At 59.5% G+C, this 25624-nt stretch carries 20 protein-coding genes; 6 read left to right on the top strand and 14 right to left on the bottom strand.

Features of this window, described 5'->3' with window-relative positions:
* Positions 1 to 3 precede the first annotated feature (3 nt).
* The 7 genes from AC1D10_RS08745 to AC1D10_RS08715 all read right to left on the bottom strand — a co-directional run bounded on the left by AC1D10_RS08745 (position 4) and on the right by AC1D10_RS08715 (position 6475).
* Positions 4 to 1008 carry a sterol desaturase family protein gene (locus AC1D10_RS08745; RefSeq protein WP_477270631.1) on the bottom strand — a complete coding sequence of 335 codons (1005 nt, stop codon included), beginning with the start codon at positions 1006 to 1008 and terminating at the stop codon, positions 4 to 6.
* A gap of 7 nt (positions 1009 to 1015) precedes the next feature.
* Positions 1016 to 1807: a 3-methyl-2-oxobutanoate hydroxymethyltransferase gene (locus AC1D10_RS08740; RefSeq protein WP_477270629.1), complete on the bottom strand. Its 792-nt coding sequence runs from the start codon at positions 1805 to 1807 to the stop codon at positions 1016 to 1018.
* A gap of 238 nt (positions 1808 to 2045) precedes the next feature.
* Positions 2046 to 3053, bottom strand: a complete 1008-nt coding sequence (locus tag AC1D10_RS08735) for a LacI family DNA-binding transcriptional regulator (RefSeq protein WP_477270959.1) — start codon at positions 3051 to 3053, stop codon at positions 2046 to 2048.
* 526 nt (positions 3054 to 3579) lie between these two features.
* Positions 3580 to 4839, bottom strand: coding sequence for an alpha/beta hydrolase (locus tag AC1D10_RS08730; protein ID WP_477270627.1), 1260 nt, complete (start codon positions 4837 to 4839; stop codon positions 3580 to 3582).
* A gap of 72 nt (positions 4840 to 4911) precedes the next feature.
* The gene (locus AC1D10_RS08725; protein WP_477270625.1) at positions 4912 to 5250 is read right to left on the bottom strand and encodes a hypothetical protein; all 339 of its coding nucleotides are present in this window, start codon (positions 5248 to 5250) and stop codon (positions 4912 to 4914) included.
* A 59-nt stretch (positions 5251 to 5309) separates the two neighbouring features.
* The gene (locus tag AC1D10_RS08720; protein WP_477270957.1) at positions 5310 to 6086 is read right to left on the bottom strand and encodes a transporter; all 777 of its coding nucleotides are present in this window, start codon (positions 6084 to 6086) and stop codon (positions 5310 to 5312) included.
* An 80-nt stretch (positions 6087 to 6166) separates the two neighbouring features.
* Positions 6167 to 6475 (bottom strand): hypothetical protein, encoded by a 309-nt coding sequence (locus tag AC1D10_RS08715; protein WP_477270623.1) that lies wholly within the window; start codon positions 6473 to 6475, stop codon positions 6167 to 6169.
* A gap of 303 nt (positions 6476 to 6778) precedes the next feature.
* Between AC1D10_RS08715 and AC1D10_RS08710 the strand changes: the two genes are divergently transcribed.
* Positions 6779 to 8497 carry a hypothetical protein gene (locus AC1D10_RS08710; RefSeq protein ID WP_477270621.1) on the top strand — a complete coding sequence of 573 codons (1719 nt, stop codon included), beginning with the start codon at positions 6779 to 6781 and terminating at the stop codon, positions 8495 to 8497.
* A gap of 51 nt (positions 8498 to 8548) precedes the next feature.
* Here the strand turns inward: AC1D10_RS08710 and AC1D10_RS08705 are convergent, their stop codons facing one another.
* The 3 genes from AC1D10_RS08705 to AC1D10_RS08695 form a co-directional block, all read right to left on the bottom strand.
* Positions 8549 to 9523, bottom strand: coding sequence for a SphA family protein (locus AC1D10_RS08705; RefSeq protein ID WP_477270619.1), 975 nt, complete (start codon positions 9521 to 9523; stop codon positions 8549 to 8551).
* A gap of 49 nt (positions 9524 to 9572) precedes the next feature.
* Entirely contained in the window at positions 9573 to 10556 is a 984-nt protein-coding gene (locus AC1D10_RS08700; protein WP_477270955.1) for a formylglycine-generating enzyme family protein, read from the bottom strand.
* A 219-nt stretch (positions 10557 to 10775) separates the two neighbouring features.
* Positions 10776 to 13277: an arylsulfatase gene (locus AC1D10_RS08695; protein WP_477270617.1), complete on the bottom strand. Its 2502-nt coding sequence runs from the start codon at positions 13275 to 13277 to the stop codon at positions 10776 to 10778.
* 652 nt (positions 13278 to 13929) lie between these two features.
* Here AC1D10_RS08695 and AC1D10_RS08690 point away from each other — a divergent pair.
* The 4 genes from AC1D10_RS08690 (at position 13930) to AC1D10_RS08675 (ending at position 19990) form a co-directional block, all read left to right on the top strand.
* Positions 13930 to 14457, top strand: a complete 528-nt coding sequence (locus AC1D10_RS08690) for a hypothetical protein (RefSeq protein WP_477270615.1) — start codon at positions 13930 to 13932, stop codon at positions 14455 to 14457.
* Positions 14458 to 14658: 201 nt separating this feature from the next.
* Positions 14659 to 16500, top strand: coding sequence for a mechanosensitive ion channel family protein (locus tag AC1D10_RS08685; RefSeq protein ID WP_477270613.1), 1842 nt, complete (start codon positions 14659 to 14661; stop codon positions 16498 to 16500).
* A gap of 839 nt (positions 16501 to 17339) precedes the next feature.
* Positions 17340 to 18368 (top strand): hypothetical protein, encoded by a 1029-nt coding sequence (locus tag AC1D10_RS08680; protein WP_477270611.1) that lies wholly within the window; start codon positions 17340 to 17342, stop codon positions 18366 to 18368.
* Positions 18369 to 19084: 716 nt separating this feature from the next.
* Positions 19085 to 19990, top strand: a complete 906-nt coding sequence (locus tag AC1D10_RS08675; protein WP_477270609.1) for a LysR family transcriptional regulator — start codon at positions 19085 to 19087, stop codon at positions 19988 to 19990.
* On the opposite strand, the gene AC1D10_RS08670 is transcribed toward AC1D10_RS08675, so the two are convergent.
* From AC1D10_RS08670 to AC1D10_RS08655, 4 genes are all read right to left on the bottom strand, one after another.
* Positions 19974 to 20678: a peroxiredoxin-like family protein gene (locus AC1D10_RS08670; protein ID WP_477270607.1), complete on the bottom strand. Its 705-nt coding sequence runs from the start codon at positions 20676 to 20678 to the stop codon at positions 19974 to 19976. The two genes, AC1D10_RS08675 and AC1D10_RS08670, sit on opposite strands and share 17 nt — an antisense overlap.
* Positions 20679 to 20979: 301 nt before the next feature.
* A complete protein-coding gene (locus AC1D10_RS08665; protein ID WP_477270605.1) occupies positions 20980 to 22374 on the bottom strand; it encodes an NAD(P)/FAD-dependent oxidoreductase in 1395 nt (464 codons plus the stop codon).
* A gap of 39 nt (positions 22375 to 22413) precedes the next feature.
* A complete protein-coding gene (locus tag AC1D10_RS08660) occupies positions 22414 to 23514 on the bottom strand; it encodes a patatin-like phospholipase family protein (protein ID WP_477270603.1) in 1101 nt (366 codons plus the stop codon).
* An 80-nt stretch (positions 23515 to 23594) separates the two neighbouring features.
* The gene (locus AC1D10_RS08655) at positions 23595 to 24377 is read right to left on the bottom strand and encodes a 3-hydroxybutyrate dehydrogenase (RefSeq protein WP_477270601.1); all 783 of its coding nucleotides are present in this window, start codon (positions 24375 to 24377) and stop codon (positions 23595 to 23597) included.
* 278 nt (positions 24378 to 24655) lie between these two features.
* On the opposite strand from AC1D10_RS08655, the gene AC1D10_RS08650 reads away from it, so the two are divergent.
* Positions 24656 to 25567 carry a LysR family transcriptional regulator gene (locus tag AC1D10_RS08650; RefSeq protein WP_477270599.1) on the top strand — a complete coding sequence of 304 codons (912 nt, stop codon included), beginning with the start codon at positions 24656 to 24658 and terminating at the stop codon, positions 25565 to 25567.
* The last annotated feature ends 57 nt before the right edge of the window (positions 25568 to 25624 follow it).

Here is a 25624-nt window from a genome sequence, read left to right as displayed (position 1 = left end):
CCCCTATTGGGCGGCGTTGGCGCGCGCCTTCTTCTTCTCGTAGCGGGCCTGCATGCGGGCCTCGCCTTCCTTGCTGCCGTCGTGGAAAGTGCCCAACCATCGGTCGAACGGGATGAGCCCGTCGCCGTAGTTCACCTCGAAATATTTGTGATGGAGGTAGTGGATGTAGGCGTGGCTATCGATGCTGGTGTCCTCGCCAAGCTCGACCTTGTCAAAGCCGACATGACCGGGAATCGCGCCGAAGCCGGCATAGTGGAGCTGGTAGAGCACGAGCAGCGGGTTCGACGGGATGATCAGGTGCCAGAATGCAACGCCGAGATAGCCGAACTGCTCGACCGGATGCATCGACAGCGACGACCACGGCGAGGGGTTCACTGAATTGTGGTGCACCGAATGCACCCATTTGTAGAGCGGCGGCCAGTGGATCGCCCGGTGCAGCAGGAAGAAATGCGTCTCGTGGATGATCGGCACCACCAGCGCCAGGCAGAACAGGTAGACTGGGTGCTCGGCGACCGTTAGCCACGGCACGTAGCCATTGGCGTAGGCATAGAGGATCGCCACCTCGATGGCCGTCCAGATCGGCATGCCGGTACCGAAGGTGCGCAGCATGTTGTCGAGGTTCTGATTCTCGAAGAAGAACGCCTTGCTCTTCTGCTCGGATGGCCATTTGCCGTTGTATTTGAAGCGGTTGCCTTGGGCTCTCAAGATGTAGAGTCGAAGCTCGAAGACGCCAAAGAAGACGAGCAGCGCCGCACAGTTGACGAGGAAGAGGCGCAGGATCCAGCCGACGGAGAGCGTCTTCATCACCTCGACGTCGGGCAGCACGAAGCGCCACCACGCCACCGCTGACAGCGCGAAGAGCAGATTGTAAGGCAGGAAATAGCTCGGCAGCCATTTCACCAGCGCCAACGGGCGCGGCGGAAAGGTAAACAGCGGCGCGGTGCCGGCCGGCTCGCTCGGAGCCCAGTCGCCTCGTTTGTTGCGAGTGCCGTATTTCAGGTCGTCCATAGCGATCTCACAGAGATTGGGAAAGGGTGAGGAAGCGGTCGTAGGCGGCATCGTCCATGTCGACCTGGTGCTTCGCTTCCGGATAGGCGCCGGCTGTCACGTCGCGGCCGAAGGCGCGGAAGGCACTGATGCGCTTTTCCTGCAGCTCGGCCTCGAGCGTGACGAAATCGGCATAGCGCTTGGCATGGCGCGGATAGTGGCCGGTATGCGTGCCCAGCACGTCGCTGGAAAACAAATACTGCGTGTCGCAGGCCGAACCGCAGCCCATGCCCATGGTGATCAGCGGGGTCGAGCGGGTGATGTGCTCGGCAAGCCGCACCGGCACGACTTCGACCTCGATGCAGGCGGCGCCCGCATTCTCCAAATCCTTGGCGGCGCGCAGCACCTTGAAAGCTTCCTCCGCCGTGCGGCCAATGGCGCGGAAATTGGTCCAGGTGGCGAGGTTCGGCACCAGGCCGACATGACCGGTGACCGGAATGCCCTCAGCCGCCATCGCCTCGATGAAGCGCGGCGAGTGCGAGCAATAGACGGCGTCGGCGCCGCGCTTCAGCATGGCGAAACCGAGCCGCACCGCCTCGTCGGGCGAAGCGACCGCGCCGTGCTGCATGCCGACCGAGAGGAAGGCGAAGGGCGCCGCCTTGCGGATCGGCTCCAGATTGTGGTCGGGCTCGCAGGACAGGATCACGATGTCGCAGGCGACCGCGGCGGCCGCCTCGGCCGGCGTGTCGACATGAAGCTGCAGCCATTTCTTGCTGCCCTTGGCGCTCCTGAGGTCGTAAGCCGTCGGCCTTCTCGTCACTGGTCGTCCTCCCTTCGCGGAGCGCCATCACATGTGGAGAATGCCCCCTCACCCGGATTGCCATCGATCTGTGGCAATCCGACCGTCTGCCGCTTGGCGCCAGCCTCTTCTCCCAACGGAGAAGCCTGATGCGACGCGGCCGGATGAGGGGGCGAACTTCATATGCGGTCGCCGTCCGTTCCCGGCGAGTTAGCACCGCGACGGACGCGAAAGCTCGCTATACCTTGATCAAATCAGATCAAAGGTTCTCGGCGGTGAAGGTGACGAAGCGGATCGGCGGGTTTTCAACCGCCAGGTCGTGCAGGTTCAATGTTGCCAGCACGAGGTCCATGGCTCGCCTGGCCTGCGCCTCGGGTGCTTGGTCGAGCACGACATCCATCGTGCCCTCGCGCAGCGCGGCGGCACTGCGCTCGGTGAGCTCATGGCCGACGAAAAAGACCTGGCGTCCCAATGGGTGCCGCCGAAGCACATCGTTCAGCGCTGCGTTGGCGCCACCGGCATTGTAGAGGCCGGCAAGGTCCGGCCAGCGCTTCAAGGCTTCCAGAAGCTGCTCGGCGTTGCGGTCGCCGTCGTCATGGCCGAACAGCGCACCGACCAGTTCGAAATCGTCGGTCGCCCTCTCCATCAGATAGTCGAAGAATCCACGCACGCGGTCGCGATGCACGCGGTAGATCTGGCTGTGGCAGACCGCGACCACCTTGCCTGGATGCCTCTGCATGCGCGACAGCATGAGGCCGGCCATGCGCCCGGCCGCGTAGTTGTCGATGCCGACATAGGCGCCGCTGGTGCCGGAAATCTCAGTGACGATCTGCACGGTCGGGATGTTTTGCCTCTCCAGCTGACTCAGCGCCGCGCCAACCAGCGGATGGTCGGGAACCGCCAGAATGAGGCCTGCGCGTCGCATCTCTGGATCGAGGATCCGCCGCGCGATTGCCGCCGGATCCGCCTCGTCGAGAAAGGTGCGGTGGACGGCGATAGTGCGGTCGAGCGTCGCGGCGATACGCTCGAAAGCGCGAGACAGTCGGGCAAAGAAGGTAGCGTCCGGGCGCACCAGGATGACCTCAATCCTGATCACCCCGCGATGAGCTTCCGGCAAGCGGCGAGGATAGTCGAGCGAGCGAGCGGCGGCGACGACCTTCTCGACGGTGGCAGGCGTGACGCCGCCCCTGCCGTTCAGCACGCGCTCGACCGTCGCCGTGCCAACCCCGGCGCGGCGGGCGATCTCAAGAAAGGTGGGTTTCGAAATCTTGGTTCCCTCGCCGTCAGGACATTGATCCGCAGATCCCTAAGGAGTCGCAGCCCGGGATGTTCGGCATCGATGCATCGGCTGTCCAGCCGTTATTGCTACTAGGCTTTGAGGAAGTCGGGTTGAGCACCACCGCCCCTTCAGCGCGGTCGCCGATAACGTCTGCTTCCAGTCACTGGCGAAGCTGACTTTAACGGCCGATATGAGGCGCGGCCTAGCTGCTTTTGGGCCGGAAGCGGACGGGCAGCTTCGGGCGCGAAATTCCGGAAAGCAGAGGTGCTTGAGCTGACGGAGCATCCTCTGGGGAAGATCGGATTATTTTGTCAAGGGGCGCCGATCAGACTGGCTCCACGGATTTGACGTTTCCATCGGTATCGATCAGGCAGCTTGTCTTCTTGCCGCCGGCGTTGAGTTCGACTTGATAGGTTTTCGAGTCGCCAGCATCGTCAATGCCGCCAGCGACGCTCTCCAAAAATGTCGTCGAAATCGAGTGCCCATGTTCCTCTCTCACCCTCGCCGTCAGTGATTATTTCATGCACCCTTTGGCAGGATTGCACTTCTTGCCACTGGCGTCTGTTTTCTTGCTGCCTCGACTGCCGGTCAGGCCCTCGACCTCCTTGCCGTAGTTTTCTCTGGTGTTCTGATCGACAACAGCAACGGGCGCCGCGATCACCAATCCCGCGGCACTGCCTGCCGCGGCCGCAGCACCTGTCGTCGCCTGCACGATGGTGTCGCCGAGACCGACCCTGCTGTCGGTCAGGGTCTGGCCGTCGGCCATCCGCGCCCCGATCAACTGCACGATCTGCGGCGAGGCGGCAAACTTGCCATGGTTCAGACTGTCCCCGGATTTGACCTTCGTCAAATCGATAACCGTTACATTCTCGCTCGCAAGTTCTTCCTTGTAGGGAGCCTCTTCCGGATTGATCGATCCCAGCCGAGGGATGTTGCCCCAAATCCGTCGCGAGACTGCCAGCGCTCGATCGTCCTGAGAGACAAAGAGCGTAAACTTGGGGTGCTGTTTGCCCATGTCGGCGATCTGGGTGCGAAACACATCGACATCGACGTCCGGGGCAGCAAGCATGACGTTCTTGAACTTCGCCGGCAGGCCGCCATTGCGGATGGCCATCTGACGCAGGGATTCCAGCGCAAGCCAGTTGCCCATCGAATGCGCCAGGATCGAAACCTCTTTCACCTCGGGATCGCGAGCCAGGTACTGGAACAGCAATTCTACCGCGTCTCGCGTGTAGTTGGTGCTTTCGCGATCATACCCGTAGGCTAGCGTGCTACCTCGCGACGGCCAAGTGACCAGGATGGGGGCGCTGCTTGTGCCCGTGTCCTTGGCGATCTGGGCGAAGCGATAGACTGCGTCCTCGAACCGATTGTTGAACCCGTGGATGAAAACCAGGACACTATGGTCCGGGCTCCTCTTTACGGAAGCGTGCAGCCAACCCTTGGCCGACTGCACCGATAATTCTTCGGCGTTCAGAACCGCGAAATCGGTCGCCGGGTTCGATGGCAGCTTCTTGGGCCAGGCGACCTCGCCGACTTTGCGGACCGATGCAGGCGGGATCGACACCGTGATGTCGGCAAACGAGGGAGCCATTCCGCGTTCGCCCGTGTACATTTCTGCGGGGTTGGAAGACCGGCTGCGGGTGGTCGCTACTAGCATGTTTATCTTGCTGGATGACGGTGACGTGTCGGCGACAGGCAACAGCACGTTGGTGGGTCGCGACGCGCATCCTGCCAGCAGTGCGATGACTGCCGGAAAAATCAGAGCCCACTTCATACGCGTGACTTTGGACCTGGTTACTTTCACGCGTACTCCCCCGAGCTGTTTGAGCCCTGTCGCCGACAATTCTCAGTTGATGTGAACGACCACGTATTTGGTGCCGGTGTGCTGGTAGTAGGTGGCGCCACAGTGCCAGTACCAGGCGCCGTTGACCGAAATCTTTGCGCAGCCAGCGGGAAGGCTAGCCACATAGACGCCCGTTCTGCGGACTGTTCGCCGCACCACGCGCCGTGTCGTGCGGCGCCCCACGCCTGCTACGCTTCTGGGCGTAAGAGGCCGACCGACCTTCGCCATCGCTTCAGACGACACCGAATTTCCTGTTGCCAGCGAGACCGGGTCAACTTCAACAAATGTTGCCAGCGCCAGGGCAAAAATGAGCGCGCTCCGCAAGCTGAACTTCGATTTCATGATTTCCTCCATTGGTCAGTTGTCGTCATTACGTCCCGGCTATTGGCCGGTTATCAAAACTATGTCTTCGGAAAGAGGAATGTGACGCCGGTTCGAAACCCAAAACCGTCAGGTCCGTTTTCCGGGCTCTCCGCCCAGTAGCGCACACTCGCACTCAGGCTGACCGGCTGCTTGCCGAAAAGCACCAGTTTGGATGCCTGGAAGCCGATGGGAACCGACCATTGGCTTGCTCCCCAATCGTATGTGCTCTCGGTGCTGAGCGTGAACGTCCAGGCGTCCTTGGTCGTGTAGGATATGAAGGGCTGCAGGTAAGTCGCGCTGATTTCGTTGCGGTTCTCGTCGCCCGCAAACGACCAGATATGATTAGCCAGAAGGCCAACCGTCCACCCGTCGAATTGCTTGAGGACGACGACCGTTGGCCCGGCCCCCCATTTTTGTCCGCCGAGCAATGGGTCGGTCGCAGTAGGCAAAAGGAACACCGGCCCTACGCCCCAGATAATCCCGCTGGCGCCGGTTATAGAGGGCGAGAAGAACAGGCTTTGAGATATGTCCCCGAGCCCGACCTGATCGCCGGACGGACCCGCAATGTCGTTCTGCCAGGCTATAGGCACTACGGTGCGCGAAATGAGGTTCCAGTCGTCGTTGAGCGTAATCGGGATCACCGGCTGAACATTGACATAGGCCTTGTCGCCATCGTTCGGGCCATAGCCGCTGTCGTAGTTGAACTGGATTGGCACGCTGATCAGCGAGGCGATGGGGTTGGACAACTTCTTGGCGAGATCCTCGCTGCTATCTTCCGCCCAAGCTGCTGTCCCAATAAGCCATGATGGGAGCATCGCCACGGCCCTTTTCCGGTATCGACCGCCGGACACAGCTTTCAAAGCCAGCACTCCCTTCGACAAAGGTATCGCGGAGCTCAACGCTGCGAACCAAGATTGAAGCCAGCTCTTCGGGCAGCTTCGGATTCGAGGACGACTGCTCCAACTTCCCCGATCAACCGATCCACCAGTTCCTGCCACTCGGTTCGCCTGGCCGCGCGCAACTCCGGCGCGATCAGATCTACCTTTGAAAGTGCAAGCTCCGCCTCCGCGAGTTCCTCGCACATCTCACGAAAGCTTTCGTTGCGATCCATCAGACGATGAATCGTCAGTTCGAATTGCGGGAACCGACGTACCGCCGCCGAAGCCGCACTATGTTTTCTGAGCTGTCCGCTTTGAGTGGCCATGACACAATTCAATGATCTGGCCGAATTATATTGGCCCGAGGTTCCGGCGGAATGTAAGTTACGTGGAAGAGTGTGTAATCGCCCAACGAAAAAGCCGGCAGAAAGCGTTTGGGGACAATGCGAGCATCGATCACCCAGGCTGGGCCAACCACAGGGAGGTCGGTGTAAAGCTTTGCCCGTATTGCTGTGATTTCGCTGGGCCATATTGTCATGAGCCAGTCGTGGAATGTAAGCTACGTGAAGGAGTGAGTTGTCCCCCTAGAAAAAGCCGGTAAAAAAGGCGTCTGGGCAAGCGAGGATGGGTTGATACAGCCGGGGACAAACTTAGCGAGAGGAGACGATCTCTTTGTTGGAGATTGCCGCACGCAGCTTGCTCTTATTCTTAGCAGTCAGGATTTCGATGCCACTGATCGCGAGCATCGTTTTTTTCGCTATGTCGTGGAGGAGGCGCTGGCTGGCCGTGGCGATCGCATCAAGGCCTATTCGATTGCGGTCGAAGTGTTTGGTCGTGGGGAGTCCTTCGATCCCCAGTCAGATCCGATCGTACGCATCGAGGCTGGTCACCTTCGACGGGCGCTTGAGCGCTATTACCTGACCTCCGGACAGGCCGATCCAATTCTCATCACCATCCCGAAAGGCGGGTATGTCCCCGACTTTTTGCGTCGTGAGCAAACTCCCGTCGCGCAGCCCGCCGCCGCGGTCATGTCGCTGCCGGTCGCCGAACTCCCACCGCAGCGGATGTCGTCGCGATTGCTGGTTCCGGCCGCGTTCGTTGTCTTGCTGGCAGTTGGAATTGCAGCATCGGCCTGGTGGTGGACGTCCGCCAAAACCGGTGTCCCCGAAAGACCGCGCGTGCTTGTTGAAGCCTTTGAAGATCAGAGCGACTCCCAGGATGCGGGGCGCATAGCAAGCGGGCTAAAGCAGGAGATCGTCGAAAAGCTTTCCAAGTTCAAGGACATCGTGGTTATGGAGTCCGCGGGAAAGGCTGACGACCCTACAATATCGCCACCACGCTTCGTCGTTGCGGGAAGCGTCACACTGTCGACTGATGCCTTTCACCTGCAGGTGCGAATGATCAAGCGGGCCGACAACTCGATTCTTTGGGCCAACAGGTACGATGGCCGGCTGAACGTCGCGGCATTCATCGATGCCCAAACCGAGATAGCGAATAGCGTTTCAAAGACCTTGGCGCAAACTGATGGTGTAATCTTCCAGGCGGACAGCAATCTCTTTGTGAGCAGGCCTCCCGACGATTGGGCCGCATACAGTTGCACGCTCGCTTTCTACGAATATCGCTCGGATCTTGATCCCGAACGCCGTTCGTCTGTCCGCACATGCCTAGAGCAAGCCGTGGGTCGCTTCCCAAGCTATTCGAGTGCCTGGGGTCTTTTGTCGTTGACCTACATCGATGACTATCGATTCGGGCTTTCGGCTGATCCCGCCTTGTCAGTATCGAGGCTGCAGAGCGCCTTGGTCGCTGCGGGGCGAGCTGTGGAACTTGATCCTGTCAATATGCGAGGCCGCCAGGCAAAAATGGTTGCCCTCTACTTCGACAGACAGATCGAAGCATCTTTAAGACTCGGCAAGGAAAGCCTTGCAGTCAACCCGAACGACACTGAGTTTCTGGGCGAATATGGCGAGCGTCTGGCGGCGTCCGGAAATTGGAAGGAAGGCTGTTCGATGATCGCGGAGTCCCGCCGGCAGAATCCTGGAGCCTCTGCCTACTATGAGGCGGACCTGGCCATTTGCTCCTATTTCGGCGGCGACTATTCGAAGGCAGCCATGTGGCTTGAGAGAACCCCTGCGCTCCAGAACCCGATCTACCATTTGTATGGCGCAGCTATCTTCGGCGAGGCCGGAGACACCGTCAAAGCTAACCAGGAACGCATTTGGCTCGAACAACATCAGCCAGTTCTGGTGAAGAACATACGCCAGCAAATTTCGATGCGTTTGGGCCGCGCGGAAGATCGCGAATTCGTTATCGGCTCGCTTCGGAAAGCGGGGCTGAAAATCGCCGACTGACCGCTGTGGGATTACCGTCCCGATGCGTACGCTAGTCGGCGATAAGCGGCACTACTCTGTTGTCTTCGGCGCGGCGGGTGAGAAGGCAAAGCCAACCCAAAGGTTCCAGCCTGAAGCTCGGTTTTCGCGGGCGAATTCCCAGTAAGCCTTGGCGTTGAAAACGCCCTGAACCTTATCGCTCACGGGGAACAGGTAGCCGATTTGCGGGCCGATGCCAGCGACACGCGATTTGAAGTCCCCAAGCACCGCTCCACTCCCACTGTCTCCAGTGAGCTGCTGGTAATAATACCCCCCAGCTCCAACGAAGAACTGCTTGTTCAGGAACTGCGCGGCGGCCCAATCGATGTGCATATCCACACCGTTCTGGTAGTCCGTGTCGGGATTTTTGAAGTTGTAGGTAAACCCGACAACGGCGGATGCTTCCCTGCCGTTTGTCGGATTGAAATAGGTGTAACCGCCGCCAGCATCGATGGCTGCATGGCCGAGGCCGAGATTGGCCAAGCGGTCGGCGTCATAGGCGCCGACCGGGATGTCCCCGGCAAGATAGGTCATGTAGTTGTTGACGCCGGCGTTCCACTTGAGCGTCGCCGTTGGATAGAGATCACCGAAGCCCGTGACCGTGTCGGTCCTGCTGCCGGAGATGGGGACGCCTCCAGGCCCCGACAGCACGGAATCTACGCCGACCACGCTACGGCCTCCCGCCGTCAAAGCACTCAGCGTCAGCTGCGCGCCTCCCAGGACCGGCGTCTCGAACGTATAGCTTGGCCCGAAGATAACGAGGTTCGCCCGCCCGTCCAGACCGACGTCGACCTGCCCACCACGCGGGAACTCCTGCCCTCCGCCTGCCCCGACCGATCCGTGATAGTAAATCGTTGCCCAAGACCAACCGGGGGTCCCGGGGGTCGCGGCGAAGCTGCCATATTGACCTGGGAGCCAAAAGCTGACGCCATTCTCATCGGCATGACCAATTGCCGGTAGAAGAACAGAGCCTGCCAGCGCGGCAAACAAAACGCGATGATAAATCATTGGTACCCCTCGACTTTCATTTTTCGCCATCCCCAGGCGCCATTGAAGTTCAGTCTTCGCCGGTCTTGGGCCGGAATTTGTCCCCGCTGGTCTCAGCATTTCCGCTCTCCGAATCGCGGCCAAAACCGCGGCTTCGTGCGATGAGCCGAAATCCAAGATGTGAGATCGAGGTATCTATCGGCTGTGCCATGCGGGCGGCAGGCCGATAGCGTCTGCAATAGTTCGGCGCACACAGATGCGAACCACCCTTGGTGACCTTGCGCGGTATCTGCACCTCGGGCTCGCGTGGGTCGTAGCTCTGCTCTTGGCGTCCACCTCGTGGATTGGCCGCCGTGCAGCAGGGGCTATCAATTGCGCCGTGGTCCCGATACCAGTCCGACGTCCATTGCCAGACATTGCCGGCCATATCGTAGAGGCCATAGCCATTGGGCGCAAACGACCCCACCGGAGCGGTGTATTCGTACCCGTCATCGACGGTGTTGCGGTAGGGGAAATCGCCCTGCCAGATATTCGCCATATGCTGTCCGCCAGGGGTCAGTTCTTCGCCCCAGGCATACTCGGCGCCTTCCAACCCGCCACGTGCCCCGAACTCCCATTCCGCCTCGGTCGGTACTTCCTTACCGATCCAGGCTGCGTAGGCCTCGACATCCTCGTAGGCAATGTGGACGACAGGATGGTCCTTCAGCTTCTTGATGCTGCTCGCCGGTCCGCGTGGATGGCGCCAATTTGCCCCACCGACATACATCCACCAATTGTAGTGGTTGCGCATATCCACAGGCTCTGTGGGCTTCTTGAAGATGGTGGAGGACGGCAACAGCCTGTCCGGCAAAGCGCCGGGATAGTCCGCCGGGTTTACCGGCCTCTCAGCAAGCGTGATATATCCAGTTTCTGCAACGAAACGTTCGAAATCGGCATTGGTAACAGTTCGGCAATCCATCCAGAAGCCATCGACACGGACGCGGTGTGCCGGAGCTTCCTCTGCATAGCCTTTGTCCGAGCCCATCAGAAACTCGCCGCCTGGAATCCAAACCATCTCCGAAGAGGACGGCGTAGGCCGAGGCGCCGGGATGTCAGGGTAACCCGCAAGAGTGTTGCTGTTGCGCATCGATCCGAGAATTCTTCCCTATCTGCGGTTTACCCTCGCTAGCAGCAGCTTCGTGAGGGCAGGACTTCTTCGCCGACGCGGCTGTTAGCCTATCGGTCCAGCCGAAGGCCTACTTTGCACTTCACCTCCAGCGCAACACAGGTCACGTCAGTTTGGGTTCGGCGCGCCAGCGTCCTGCGTGCTGCCGCCCCCAGGGTTCACATCGATCGTCACTTTCTTGATTGTTCCGGTAAAGCCGTTGTCGCCCTGGGCGTAGTCAGGAGTCACCGGGCTGTAGAGGTCCACGCCAACATCGGCGGTCTCAACGCCGTAGATAAACGGAATGGTGCGCTCGATCCTGCCCGAGGCGACCGCTTTCCCGCCGATCGAGAGCTTCCCTGTGCCGCCTGCCCCGAACTTGCCGCCGTCATAGGCAAACTCGTAGACGAGTGTGACAGGCCCAGCAGGCAGCGGCTCGTTGGAAGCGATGGTCGTCACGACGCCGAGGAAGTTGTAGGCGAATTTGGGTTTGCCATCCTTCACGTAAAGGCTCCAGCCTGAGTGCGAACCGCCCTGTGCCAGGATTACTCCCGAAGCGCCGTTGTCCGGGACTTCCAGTTCGGCAGTCACCGAGGAACTCCGGTTCTTCACGTCGATGAAGGCATTCTCCTTCATGCCAACCATGCCGGGATAGACCGCCAGTGACGTACGGCCTCCCATATAGTCTGGACGCCCCGCCAGCCCGGCATTGAATCGCTCCTGGGCTCGATCGTCAAGCGGCAGCACGCTGTACTTCACCGCCTCAACCAGGAACGCGTCCTGCAACTCTCTGAGCTTGTCCGGGAACTTTTCCGACACATCGATGGCGCAACTGAAGTCTTCCGCCGTGTTGAACAGTTCCCATTTGTCCTCGGCGTAGGTGCTGCGGGGCTTTGGCTCCCACGACACCTTGTGCAGCGTCGCAGCGTACCATCCATCCTTGTAGATGCCGCGGTTTCCGTAGACCTCGTAATACTGCACTGTATGAGCCGACTTGGCCTGTGCGTCGGTGAACGAAGCGAGCATACTGACGCCTTCCATGGGCTTTTGCGGTGCGCCGTTGACTGTCTTGGGATGCGGCAAGCCCGCTGCCTCCAGAATGGTCGGCACGACGTCGATCAGGTGGTGGTACTGGTTGCGTATTTCACCTTTTGCTGCGATTCCTTTCGGCCAGCTGACTATTGCAGCGTTGGTGATGCCGCCGTACTGGGTGTGGAGTTGCGAATAGGCAAACGGCGTGTTGTCGGCAAACGACCAGCCGGCCGGCGGCGTCATGGCGGAGTGAGGCCCCCCTACGTCATCGAGGTGATCAAGCTGGAATTGAAGTGTCTCCGGCGATTGGTTGAAGGTGCTCATGGTGTTGTGAACGCCAATGCGTCCGCCGTTGGGGCTCGCCCCGTTGTCACCCGTGACATAGATAATCAGCGTGTTGTCCAGCGCCCCCATCTCATCGACAGCCTGGATGACCCTCCCGATCTCGTAGTCCGTCAGCTCGGCGAATGCCGCAAAGAGTTCCTGGTAGCGGACACAGATCTTCTTCTCATCAGGGCTCAAACTGTCCCAGTCGTCGGCAATAGGGGCTTTTGGCGTGAGCTGGGTGTTCTCCGGGACGATGCCAAGCTTTTTCTGGCGCGCCAGAATCTCCTCTCGGTATTTGTCCCAACCTTGATTGAACTTGCCCTTATATTTGTCCTTCCACGAGTCTGGCATCTGCACTGGATCATGCATGCCTTGTGCCGGGTAGTAGACAAAGAAGGGTTTGTCGGGGTTAAGGGTTTTCTGTGCCTTAATCCATTCGATAGCACGGTCCGCGATGTCAGTCTGGTAGTAGTAGTTTGGGTCCTTCGATGTGGGAACCAGCGTCGTGTTGTCGTGAGCTACCGGAAAGAATTGATCCGATTCTCCAATTACGTTGCCGTAAAATCTTTCGAATCCGAGGCCGGTGGGCCACTGGTCGAATGGCCCCGTGAGACCGCTTTCCCAAGCCACGTATTCGTGGCATTTGCCGAACATCGCCGTGCTGTAGCCGTTGTGCTTCAGGATCTTCGCTAGTGGTGCAACGCTGTTGGGAAGCATGGAGGTCTGACCAGGAAAGCCAGTGGACATTTCCGAGATCGTGCCCATGTTGGCGCTGTGGCAATTGCGGCCCGTTAGCAGCGCCACCCGGCTCGCCGAGCAGATCGGATTCACATGGAAGTTGTTGTAGATCAGGCCTTCCTTGGCGAGGCGATCCAGAGTCGGTAGGTTTATGACGCCGCCCATTGTTGTGGAGCCGGCGTAGCCGAAATTGTCGAGCAGGATCACGATGACGTTGGGGGCGCCAATTGGCGCCGTGACCTGAAAGATCGGCGGCGCCTTCACATTGCGGGCATCGAGTTCGGTGATCGGCGGATAGGTCGGTTCCGCGATCGGCAGAGCGGTACGGTCGACTGTTGTATCGACGACCGGACCCGGCGTCGCCTTCGTCTCCTCTGCCGATACCCGCGTCGTCGACACGGCGACGGCGCCACCTGACATTGCCGCGGCGGTAAGCAGGGAGGCACCGCTGAGCAGTAGATCGCGACGCCGTATGCCTTCCCCGCGCTTTGGGGAATTGTCCTGCGGTTCTTTGTCAGATGTGTCGTTGCTCATGGTGTGTCCTCCCTTGTCATGCAGCTGAAGCTGCAACGAGTATCCTTGCCGCATTGCAAGCAGGTGCAGGGGTTGCGGCCAGCGCAAGCATCCGATCTCGAAATGCCGTATGCTGCTGGCTCACGAGAGTGCTGACCCGCAAGGACCTGTCCGCTTTGACTTCCTACTGGGAAACGTTCCCAGCCCATCCTTTGCACGTGAGCCGGCAAGCGGGGAGGTAACTAACTGTAATCTCGGGTAGGGATGGCAGGTAGGAATGACCGAATTCACTGCCGATCCGACACTCGCTCGTCGGGTGGGGGCCGATCACCTAAGCTGCCAATTTTGGTAAAGAATGTTCGCCGGCAAGTTTCGACGCGCTTGGCTCACTTGCAAGCTGTCGAACTCCTTTCTCCGGTCGCCCAGAAAAGCAGGGCTGGAAATCGGCATTGCTTTGACCCGGGTAGCATACAGTTAGTTACCTTCCGCAAGGAGTAGAAAGGCAGCAGTTTGAGCTGCGCGAAGTTCTAATCGCCGACATGGGCTAAGCCGATTTCGTCCTTTTCGAAACGTCTACCGAGCGAGATCCTGATGTTGCGCGCGGACAGGCAAAGCCCGGCAGACGGCGCCAACGTCCACAGAACAATGCAGCCAGAACACGAGGGGAAAATTTATGCGAAACTTCATGACATTCATCGCTGCAACGTCAGTGGCACTGTCATCCGCGACGGCAGCTTACGCACAAACGCAAAATCCACTTCCCAAGGCCAGCGACGTGCTTGTCCGATACGGCGACGATGTCGAGGGCTGGACGGTCTATGCAAATCAAACACGCGGAGATTGTTTGATCGTTCGCCAAGATGGGCCAAGTTCAGTGCAAATGGGCGTTACCGCAAATCAGGAGGTCGGGTATCTCGGCGCGTTCACGACGGTGGACATCGGCCTTCAGAACGGCAACCAGTCGCAAATCTTCGTCTCCATCGACGGCCATCTTTATAGTGGTGTGGCCACCAGCACGAGCGGCGAACTCAAGGGCGGATATTCTGGCGGCTACATCCTGACGGACGACCCGAAATTCAAGCGCGACGTGGCGAAGAAATACAAAATGATCGTGTTTCCGGAAACCAAGGGGACCTTTGTCGTCGACCTGAAGGGGACCTACAAGGCAATGGCAATGGGCCGCAAGTGCCTGGCGCATTGACCCTCGCCAAGCCATTCCCGCCCCGACGACGCTGCTCAGCTTGGGGGATTGACGACGGAACAGACAGGTCGACGGAGCCGCCAGTGAGCGAAGACACTGTGTAGATTCCCGGTGGCGCATTCCTGATGGGTTCGGGCCGCCACTATCCGGATATCGCACCAACGCGCTGGCAGTTGTACCGTGCATGAAGGGGGAGAGATCGTGGACACGACAGCGGAAACGGACGCTACTTCGTTGATTTGGGGCTTTGAACAGCTCGCCGAGCGTTTCGTCTCCGGACTGTTCGCGCGGTTTGCCGCTTTGACCGACGTCCCCGTCGAGTTTGAAAACCTAAAGGCCTCACTTGCCACTGGGGAAACATCTCTCTTTGTGCTCCTGTTCCAGATTGTGTTGGTTGTTGCGCTCGTCGCGGGCGTGTTCATCTTGGTCGCCCGACGATTCACGAAGGCGAGCGCCACCAGCAGTGCATGGCGCAGATTCTTCGCCGGCGTGGCGGCTATCGTGGTGGCGCTGGTAGTCGGTTTCGTTGCTGCGAGGCTGCTGGCCGGCTCTGGCGTGCCTTTGCAAACCCTTCGCCTTTGGACGGTGGTGACCGTGCTCGGCTTCATCATTCTCGCCGCCGTCAGATCACTCTTGATGGCATCGCGGCGAACCGAGTTCGCAGAGCGCTCCGTCCATCTGGCGGCGCTTGTGCATGACCTCTCGATTGCCATTGGAGTCGCGATCATCGGCGCTGCGCTGTTCGCGACGTTGCGGCTCTGGAGCGTCGGGCCAGCCTTGGAGGACCTACTGCGAACAGGCTTGGGAATTCCGATCTACCTTCTGTTCGGATGGGCGGTATGGCGGCACAGAAGCACAATGGCAGCCGCCGTCGCCGGTCCGCGTCCCAGAAGCCGCTGGCGCACCGGTCTCGCCAAAAGGTGGCCGGCAATCGTGATCGCGTTCCTGACAATCACCTTTCTCAGCACTCAGGCCGCGCTCACCATGGGAGCATCGCTTCGCGGGTCGGTCGTTCTGCTGACCGCGTTGATGTTTCTCGCCGCGCCCCATCTGGACGCAATGATCGGGAACTGGGCGCAGCGCGGATTGGAGTCTCCTGACATCTCGATCTTGGCAGCGGCAGGGCGACAGACCGCCCGCTTCACTGTCGTGGCTATCATGATTGCCATGCTCGGAACGCTATGGGCGACACCGCTGGCTGCCGGGTTCGGCGTAGATCTGCGAGAGGTCGCCAAGGGCGCATCCGGTGTGGCGCTGATCATGTTGGGGGCGGCGTTTCTGTGGAACGTAGTCGGTACGGGGACGGCTCGTGCCTTGCGTGCGCAGCTACCCGCCGCAGCTAGTGACGAGGAGGAGATGGGTGCGCCGCGTTCGCGGCTGGGCACGCTGGTGCCGCTGCTCAGCGCGGTCGGCAAATCGAGCATCGTGGCCTTGGCGCTGCTCTCGATCCTGGTGTCGATCGGGATCAATGTGTGGCCGCTGATCGCCGGCTTGAGTGTGTTCGGACTGGCCATCGGCTTCGGCTCGCAGACGCTGGTGAAGGACCTGGTCTCCGGGCTGTTTTTCCTGATCGACGATGCATTCCGCTTCGGCGAATATATCGAAACGTCAGGCGCCAAGGGGACCGTGGAAAAAATCTCGGTCCGGTCGGTTTCCCTGCGCCATCAGCGCGGTGCCTTGGCGACAATTCCCTATGGCGAGATTGGCAAGATCCAGAATTTCAGCCGCGACTGGATGATCGAGAAACTGACCTTTCGCGTTGCATTAGACACCGATGTCGAGAAAGTCCGCAAGATTTTCAAGAAGATCGGCCAGGATATTGCGGCCAATCCGGAACTTGCCGGAGACCTGCTCGAACCGTTCAAGAGCCAGGGAATTGCCGAGCTTGAGGACGGCACATTGGTCATCCGGGCCAAATTCAAGGCGAAAGCGGGCAAACACATATTGATCCGCCGCGCCGCTTTGACCGCAGTGCACCAGGCATTTCAGGAAAACGGCATTAAGGCTGTCCCTAAGCCACTGACATCTAGTGCCGGAGCCTGAGCATTCCGCATTGTCATGGCGACGACAGTGCTGATGTAGGCTGCCACACAGCATCGAAGGTCAAGACACGCCCAAAATGCCGGCGCGGCGACTGGCGGAGCACTCTGGAGTCGTCGCGACCCGGTTCGGCTCGCAGACAAGGACATCCTCGGCGGCGTGTTCTACATGATGGACAATGCGTTCCGTGTCGTACGGCGGCTATAGGCGACCGGCTTAGACGTTCGCACCAAATGTTCAGTTGTGAAAGCGGCGCACCTGGATGAACGATGGACCTGAGGCGCAAACTTGTCGCGCCGGGTGCCCGCGGGCAACGTCCGTTTTTGGTGAACACTAGCGGTAACCTGAATGGCCGGCATGAGGCGCAAAGCAGTCATATACCGAGGGATGGCTGCGTCGAGCCGACCACGCATGGTCTTGCATGCTTGTGACCGCCGGCTGCGTCTTAAAAGCTTTCCAAACTGGCGATAAATTAGAGGTTGCCGTCGAAGCACGTTGTCTGCCATTTCCCGGCAGTACGATATCAGCCGCGAATGAATTGAGACCATTCCATAATGCATCTGACACGTGTCGAGCTTTATAAACGGGTCTGCGACAGGCCGCTCAGTAAGGTCGCGCCGGAGCTCGGAATTTCTGGCACAGCACTAGCCGCTATCTGCAGACAATTTCAGATTCCTTACCCCGGTTCAGGGTACTGGACCCGCAAGTCTCTCGGGCTTCCGGCAGAGCTGCCAACGCTGCCGCAAGCACCTGAAGAGGCCATCGAAATAACACCGTCTGCCCCAAGGCCAGCACGACAGAAGAGAACGTCGGCAGAGAGTTCCGTACGCGAGACGAGGTCATTGGCGAAACCCCGTCGCCCGGCACATCATCCGCTGCTGTTTGGTGTCGAAGAACATTTGCGAAAAACGCGGGATGTGAAAGACGGCGAGTTCCTGAGACCCTATAAGCGGATCCTGCCAGATCTGATTTCTTCAGAAACTGCGTTGCTGCGGGCGCTCTCGATCGCCAATGACCTCTACCTTGCGCTGGACGAGCAAGGATACCGAGTGCAAATCGCTCAGGCCGTCGATGGACTTCATCGCATCCCCGTCAAGGAACAAGAGGTGGAGCGAAAGGATCGCAAATACGGACGCTATCACTCGGGAAGCATCTGGGCTCCGGATCGGCCGACTGTCTCATACATCGAAACGGTCCCAATAGGGATCGCTCTCACCGAGATGACCGAAAGAGTTACGATGCGATATCTCAACGGCCACTACCATCGCGAAGACAGCAGACTCATACGATCAGCTAAGCCTTGGCAACTGACGCACTCCTGGACAGCAGAGCAGGATATGCCCTGCGGACGTTTTCGAGTGATTGCCTACTCCCCGAAAAACGGCGTCGACTGGTCTGTCAGTTGGCAGGAGACCGAGCAGGACGGCCTTGGCGCACTGATCCCAAACATCGTCGAAACCTTGGAAGCGGCCAGGGACAATGTGCAGCGCCTTATGGACGCCGAGGATGTGGCCGCGGCGAAGAGGAAAAAAGAGCGAGAGGAGGAGTGGGAGCGCTATGAAAGGCGAGAGGATGCCCGCAAGACAGCTCAAGCGCTTGCCGATAGCCAGCAGCAGCTTGCGGAGATTATCGAGAGGTGGGGAAAGGCTATGACGGTAGAGCGCTTTTTCACGGATGCGGAAGAGCGCCTGAAGTGCACGAACGAGGAGCGTCGGCAGCGCCTGGAGGAGCGTCTGACGCTCGCGAAGGAAATGATGGGAACCGCAGATCCGCTGGATTTCATAGAAAACTGGATAGCTCCGGAGCAGAGACACCGTCCAAAGTTCGGTAGTGACGTTCCCAGCGCCGACGGGGTGAATAGCGACAGCTGAAGCGAGAGGTCGTGATAGCGATACTGACGAACGAACGCCTCTGAGCATTTTAAGCCTGCGGCCGAAATCATAGCCCGCCTATGTGCACGCCGTTGCCGCCGATTACCGCATGCATCGCTGAAAGGTCTTTCGAGGCCGGGAGGCTTGAGCTACGTGTGATAGGTGCCATCAACGACAAGGAGACGATTGACGAAAAGGCCTAAAACCATTTCCTTCAAAACTCACCGACTTATCGGCCAACGCTCAATTCAATCTCAAAGAATTAAGCGTAACGTATTGATATGTAACAATATGGTGGGCCCGGAGGGTCAGCGTTTTCTACACAAAATCAATACGTTAGCGGATGGTTCGCCAACCCGTTTCCTTCGTATTCTCTCGTATGGTCTGGCGAACCTAAGGACGATGAACTCGACTAATTACTGGCTTCGAGGTATCGCCGATGTAGCCGCAGGTGGCCAGGAACTCCCTGGTAATGAATGAGCGAAATTGGCCGCAAGCGGACTGTCCGGCTCTGCCCAGCCGATCAAGCGGACCAGAGGCTTCGCCGAGTGGCTGAGCAGATCGCTTGGTTCATCATGACTCTGGGTTATGGTTGCCTTGGCGCCGCCGCCATTCGCACCTATGGTGCGGGCCACTTTGCTGAGAACGACCCATTGCGTTAATCTTCGAATATGCGCCATCGCTGATAGACCATTTCGCTGAGGGGGCGAAAATTCATGGAGATGCAGCAGGTCCGCTATTTTCTGGCCCTGTCCAACACGCTTAATTTCACCAGAGCAGCGGAAGAGTGCAATGTCACGCAGCCGGCTCTGACGCGTGCAATCAAGACACTTGAAGACGAGTTGGGCGGGGAGCTGCTTCGGCGCGAGCGCCAGCATTCCCATCTGACCGAGCTCGGCCGGCGCATGCTGCCCCTTCTGCAACAATGTTACGATGCTGCCACCTCCGCAAAATCTCTTGCCAAGGCAGTGCAAAGCAGTGACATCGCTCCACTCAACGTCACCATTTCCAATAGTATCAACATAGCGCTTCTGGTTTCACCGTTCACCGAGCTTTTCCGGGCCTACCCAGGTGTGCATCTCAAAATCAGTCGCGGTTCGCCCACCGCTGTCATCGAAGCCCTCAAGAACGGTGAGGTTGAACTAGCGGTTGCCGGCCCGCTGGGACAGGCCTGGGATCGGCTCGACACCTGGCCACTTTTCCAGGAAGGGATCGAGCTCGTCGTGAATTCCGATCACCCTCTTGCCCGTCGAAACGAAGCGGACGTCGCGCTGAGCCAGTTGGCCGCAGAACCCGTGCTCAGCCGCATTGACTGGGAAACGAGCGAAGATCTGTCGCGCGGTCTCGCGGCCAAAGGAATTACGCCTCGCACCACACATGAGGTTGAAACCGACCAGGATTTGCTGGCGCTGCTGGAAGCCAATGCAGGCGTTGGCTTTGTCTCGATGACGGCACCCCGCTCGCCCAACGTCCGCAGGCTCAAGCTGCGTGATCTGGATGTTTCTCGGATCGTCGCCGTCTACGCAGTCGCCGGACGACATCGCTCGCAGGTGGCCATGACGCTCCTCAACCTGCTGCGATCGACCGACTGGTCGACATTTGGTGTCAGCGAGCCCGCCTGAGCGCCGCGATCAAGTCGTCGATGTCCATCCGCCGACGGTAGTCGGGATCGACGAACCGATCTGTGATGAAGCCATCAATCCCGACAACAAAAGTGGCAGGAATCGGAAGGAACCAGCTGTTATTGCCCTGGTAGTTCGGCAGATCGAGGCCAAGGCCCATCAGCCGCTCCATTTCGGCTCCCACCCAGATCGCCAAGTTGAGGGACAAAGCGTAGCCATTGTCCATATCGGTCAGGAAAGGAAAAAGTGCACCAACCGATGCCTTCATCGCCTTCGCGAATTTGCGCCGCTCCGGCATGATCACCACGACCTGGCCGCCCAAACTCGTGATCTCCTGCTGGGCTTCGACGATGCCGATCGCGTTCAGGCGGCAATAGGGACACCAATGTCCGCGCTGAAAGGTTATAACGGCCGGCCCGTGAGCAAGGATTTCAGCCAGGCTCACTAGCCTGCCCTCGTCGTCAGGCAGCAGGAATGCGGGCATGACATCGCCGGGCACGGGCGCGCTTGCGCCTGCTCCCTGCTCCCGGAGGCGCGCTACCAGCCGGTCAACCGCGTCCGCGAAATCCGCGTTCAGTCTGCGCACTGCCCTGGCAATTACCGCCAGCCGCTCGTTGAGAGGTGCATCCAGTTCTATGGCAGCCTGGACGGACTGTTCAAATGTCATTGGCTGGTCGTCGGCGGCCATTTCTGCACTTTCGCAATTTGCATACAGCCTATCATTGAAGCCCCACGGGCGCGGCCATGCTTTTCTTGCATGGAGTCGATGCCTTGCGTGCATCGAAACCGCGGGGATTCATCTTCTGTTCGGTATTTCCGCTCGAATTGTTACATCAGCCGCGGATGTGACAGGTGCCGCAGAGGCCGCGCGCCTCGATCATCGCCACCGACAGGCCGGCAGCACATATAGCGACTTTCACAGCCATCTCGGCATGTCGCCACCAAGGATGACGACATCATGTTTTTCCACCGTCCTGGCCTACCGAGATTCAATGCAATTTGACCCGTGGCTTGGTGCGATGTGACAGGACCCCGATGACCGTATCTCGCATGGCCTTGAAGGTCCCGTGCACTGCTTTGAGATGCATCTTGTAGAGCGAGCGATACATCAATCGGGCAAGCAGACCCTCGACCCTCAGTCCGCCGATCAGGCTGCCAAAGGTGCCGTAATCGGCCAGTGAAACGAGGGAACCGTAGTCGTGGTAACGGAACGCCGGTGCCGCCTGCCCTTCGAGGCGTGCCACGATCACCTTGACCATATGATCGGCTTGCTGATGGGCTGTCTGGGCGCGCGGCGGCAAGGGATCTTCGCTGCCGGGCAATACACAACTCGCGCAGTCGCCGATCGCAAACACGTTTTCGTCTCCTATCGCCCGCAGCGTCTCATCCACGACCAGGCGGTTGATGCGATCTGTATCGAGGCCATCGAGTTGCTTCAGAAAATCCGGCGCCTTGATCCCGGCAGACCACACGACGAGTTTGGCCGGCACGAACAACTTCTCGCCAAGCTTGATACCGTCTTCCGTCACTTCGGTAACCTTGATGCCGCATCGGATCTGAACACCCAGATCGACGAGCCGGCGGGCAGAAGAGCGCGCAAGGTGTTCCGGCAATGCCGGCAGGATGCGCGGTCCGGCCTCGACGATGGTGATGCGGATCAGCCTCTCGAAATCGATGTTGTCGAGATTGTGCGAGGCGATCACCCGCATCGACTTGTGTAACTCGGCCGCCAGTTCAACGCCGGTCGCCCCGGCGCCAACGATGACGCAATGGAGCTGACCCGGCGACAGCTGCTCGTATTGAGCATTGGCCCTCAGGCAGGCATCTATCATGCGCTTGTTGAATCGGACGGCCTGGGTAGCGGTGTCGAGCGCGATCGCGTGACGCGCCGCCCCTGGCGTGTCGAAATCGTTGCTGACGCTGCCGACAGCCAGCACCAGTGTATCGTAGCCCAGCACACGTGGCGGTATGATCTGCCTGCCTTCGTCGTCGAAGCTCGGCGCAACGAAGATCTGGCGTTTGGCGCGATCGATGCCGACGACTTCGCCAATCCGGTATCGATAGTGATGGCGACTGGCATGGCCAATGTATTCCACCGCATCGGTAGACGCGCTCAGTGCGCCTGAGGCGACCTCGTGCAGAAGCGGCTTCCAGATGTGCGTGCGATTGCGGTCGACAAGCGTAACGGAAAGACGCCGCTTGCCGAATTTATGGCCGAGCCGCGTCGCCAGTTCCAGTCCGCCCGCACCGCCGCCGACAATGACCACGCGATGCAGCGAGCTATCCGCATGGGACGCAGTCTCCGGTATCGCGCGGAAAATCGCGGCATTGTTGGCGAGCACGGCTTCCGGAACCAGCCGCATCCCGGGAGTGATGATCTGCATCGGTATTCTCCGTCTTTCTTCCCGCCGCGCTCGAAGAAGTCACTCTTGCGATTCGTGGATAACGATGCCCTGCAGCATGTCGACTTCGCACTCCCACGGTTTCTCCGAGAGGACGCGCTGGCCATGCTCGTAGCCGGCCTGCCAGCGGGAGCGGATGCCGGCGCGGGTGAAGTCGATGTCCTTGGTGTGGTCTTCGCCGTCGAGGCGTGGTGAAAGCAATCTGACCAGGTGCATGACAGACGGGCAACCATAGGAGGCGAGTTCCTTGAACATTGCATCCTCGCGCCGCTCGTCCGGGACGAGCTTTCCCATTTCACGCACGACGTGGCGCAGACGATGCAATTGCTCCTGCCGGGCCACGTGGCTCTTGCCGCGGCTTGCGAATTGAAGGTCCTTTTGCCGCCCCATCACCTGCCAGATCGACTTCGGCTCGGTTGCGAGGGGCTGCCACATGTTGACGGCAAAGATCAGCGCGTCGCGCCGCGGACGCGCGTCCAGCACGACCTCGATGGGCGTGTTCGAATAGATGCCGCCATCCCAGTAGGGCTCGCCGTCGATGCAGACCGCAGGAAACGCCGGCGGCAAGGCGCCCGACGCCATAATGTGCGCCGCCGACAGGGTCATCTCGCGGGTGTCGAAGTATTTGAGTTCACTAGTGTTGACGTTGACCGCCCCGACCGTCAGCCGGGTATGGCGCCGGTTGAGATAGTCGAAGTCGATCAGGTCATTCAGCGTCCGTTTGAGTGGATCGGTCGTGTAGTAGGAGGCGTTCTCGACACCCACTTCGCGGTTCACTCCGAACATGGCACTTGGATTCGGTTCGAAGAACCCCGGTATGCCGCGCATCACGGTGCCCATGTTGGCAAAGACATTGCTTGGAACCATCATTCGGAAAAACTCGTCGAGCGGGCTGATACGGCTAACGCTTTCCCAGAACTCCTGAAGCCTCGCCAGCCGAACCGTTGGCTCGTTTCCGGCAATCAACGCCGCGTTGATGGCGCCGATCGAGGTGCCGATGACCCAATCCGGCTCGATCCCGCCTTCGACGAGCGCCTGGTATACACCGGCCTGATAGGCACCCAAAGCGCCGCCGCCTTGCAGCACCAGCACTGTTTGCCGCTGAACGGCAGCATCGGCCATATGGACGACCTCCGGCAAAGGTTCAGTGGTCGGAGGATTTCGGGTAATCTTGTTCATGGTCTTTACTCCTCGTTGCCGGTTCAATGAGCGGTCCAGCCGCCTTCTATCGGGATGATGGCGCCGGTGATCGAGGCCGCATCGGTCGAGGCCAGGAACAGGCAAAGCGCCGCGACCTGGGCTACGGTTACGAACTGCTTGGTCGGCTGGGCCGCCAGGAGCACATCCTTGATGACCTGCTCCTCTGTGATACCGCGGGCCTTGGCCGTATCCGGTATCTGCTTTTCGACCAGCGGGGTGAGCACGTATCCGGGGCAAACCGCATTGACGGTGATACCCTGTTCGGCAACCTCCAGTGCGACCGTCTTGGTCAGACCGGCGACGCCGTGCTTGGCAGCGACGTATGCGGATTTATAAGGCGAGGCGACAAGGGCGTGGGCGGACGCAACGTTGATGATGCGACCCCATTTGCGTTCTTTCATGGCCTGTAGCGCGCGCCGGATCGTGTAGAATGACGACATCAGGTCGATCGCCACGACTGCTTCAAATTTTTCGATCGGAAAGTCATCGATCGGTGCGACATGCTGGATGCCGGCATTGTTGACGAGGATGTCTACCGCGCCGAACTCGGCGATTGCCTTGTCCATCATCGCGGTTATCGCGCTGCCCTTGCTCATGTCCGCACCGTCGTAGCGAACAATCACCCCATGGTCCGCGGCAAGCTTTGCCCGCAGCAACTCGATCTGACCGGGATCGCCGAAGCCGTTCAACACAATGTTGCAGCCCTTCGCAGCGAAGGCCTCGGCGATGCCTTGGCCAATGCCGCTGGTCGAGCCTGTGATCAGTGCCGTCTTTCCTCTGAGCATGGTTGTTTCCTACGGTTGAAGCTGCAGCCGAAATGGCCTGCAAACGGCTGCGAGCAACGGGCCTTAGCACCCGGGTCTCGACTTCTGGGCCAAGTATGGCGGTTGGCTCGGGACAGCGGAAATGCCGTTGAGACATGGATTCGATAGCCCACGGTCAGATCGTCAATCTGTCGCCTGGGATATCAATCGCCGGATCGGGTTGTTTGACGTTGGGGCAGCTAGTAAGATCACCCGGCAATGCGGCTCGTGCCGTATGCCAGCCGCTGGGGGAGCGCGCAGTGGAGATCAGCCAGGTCAGGTATTTCTTGGCCGTCGCCAAGGAACTGAATTTCACCAGGGCGGCCGAGCTGTGCAACGTTACGCAGCCGGCACTGTCGCGCGCAATCAAGCTGCTCGAAGACGAGTTCGGCGGCGCGCTTTTTCACCGTGAGCGACGCTTTACACATCTGACGGAACTCGGTCGCATGGTCGAGACCTATCTCGAAGGCGTTTTTGAGAACTCCCGGCAGGCAAAGCAGATCGCCGAGCAATATGTGCACCTCAAGAAGACGCCTCTCCGGGTCGGCATCATGAGCACCATTGCTCCGGATGAAATCATCGAACTCATTTCGTCCGTGCGCACGCACCATCCTGGTGTGGAGCTTCATCTTTGCGACGCCGATGCACCGAGCTTGCGACGGCGGCTGCTTGGAGGCGACCTCGAGGCGGCAATTTACGCGTTGCCGTCAAACGCGCCCGACGAGGAGGTTCACTCCTTGCCCTTGTTTCAGGAACAGATGGTGATGGTCGTTCATCTCAACCATCGCCTGGCCAACCAGCGCAGCGTGCGGGTGACGGATATGAGCAATGAGACCTACATCCACCGCAACAATTGTGAATTTGCCGGTTATGCCGATGCCATTCTTGCCGAGCAGGGCGTCACGGTCAGTCCCGTTTACTGGAGCGATCGTGACGATTGGACACTCGCGATGATCGCCGCCGGGCTTGGTTTCGGATTCATGCCCGAGCATACCGCCAAGCACCCCGGAGTGGTGCCGTTGCCGATCACCGATCCGGAATTCTGGCGCGAGGTCAATCTCGTCACGGTGCGCGGCCGCAGGCATTCGCCGGCAGTTGGCGCACTCGTGCGCGAGGCCACGCAGAAGAAGTGGTTCGGCGAGCGTGCAAAGGCGTTATCCGCCGCGGAATAGCCTCTGCGAAAAGACCTTCTTTCCCAGGCCAGAGCGAGGGATCTCCGGCGCATGTCC

It is taken from the genome of Mesorhizobium sp. P2_A8, from assembly GCF_056404935.1.
This window is presented reverse-complemented; position numbering and strand designations above follow the sequence as displayed.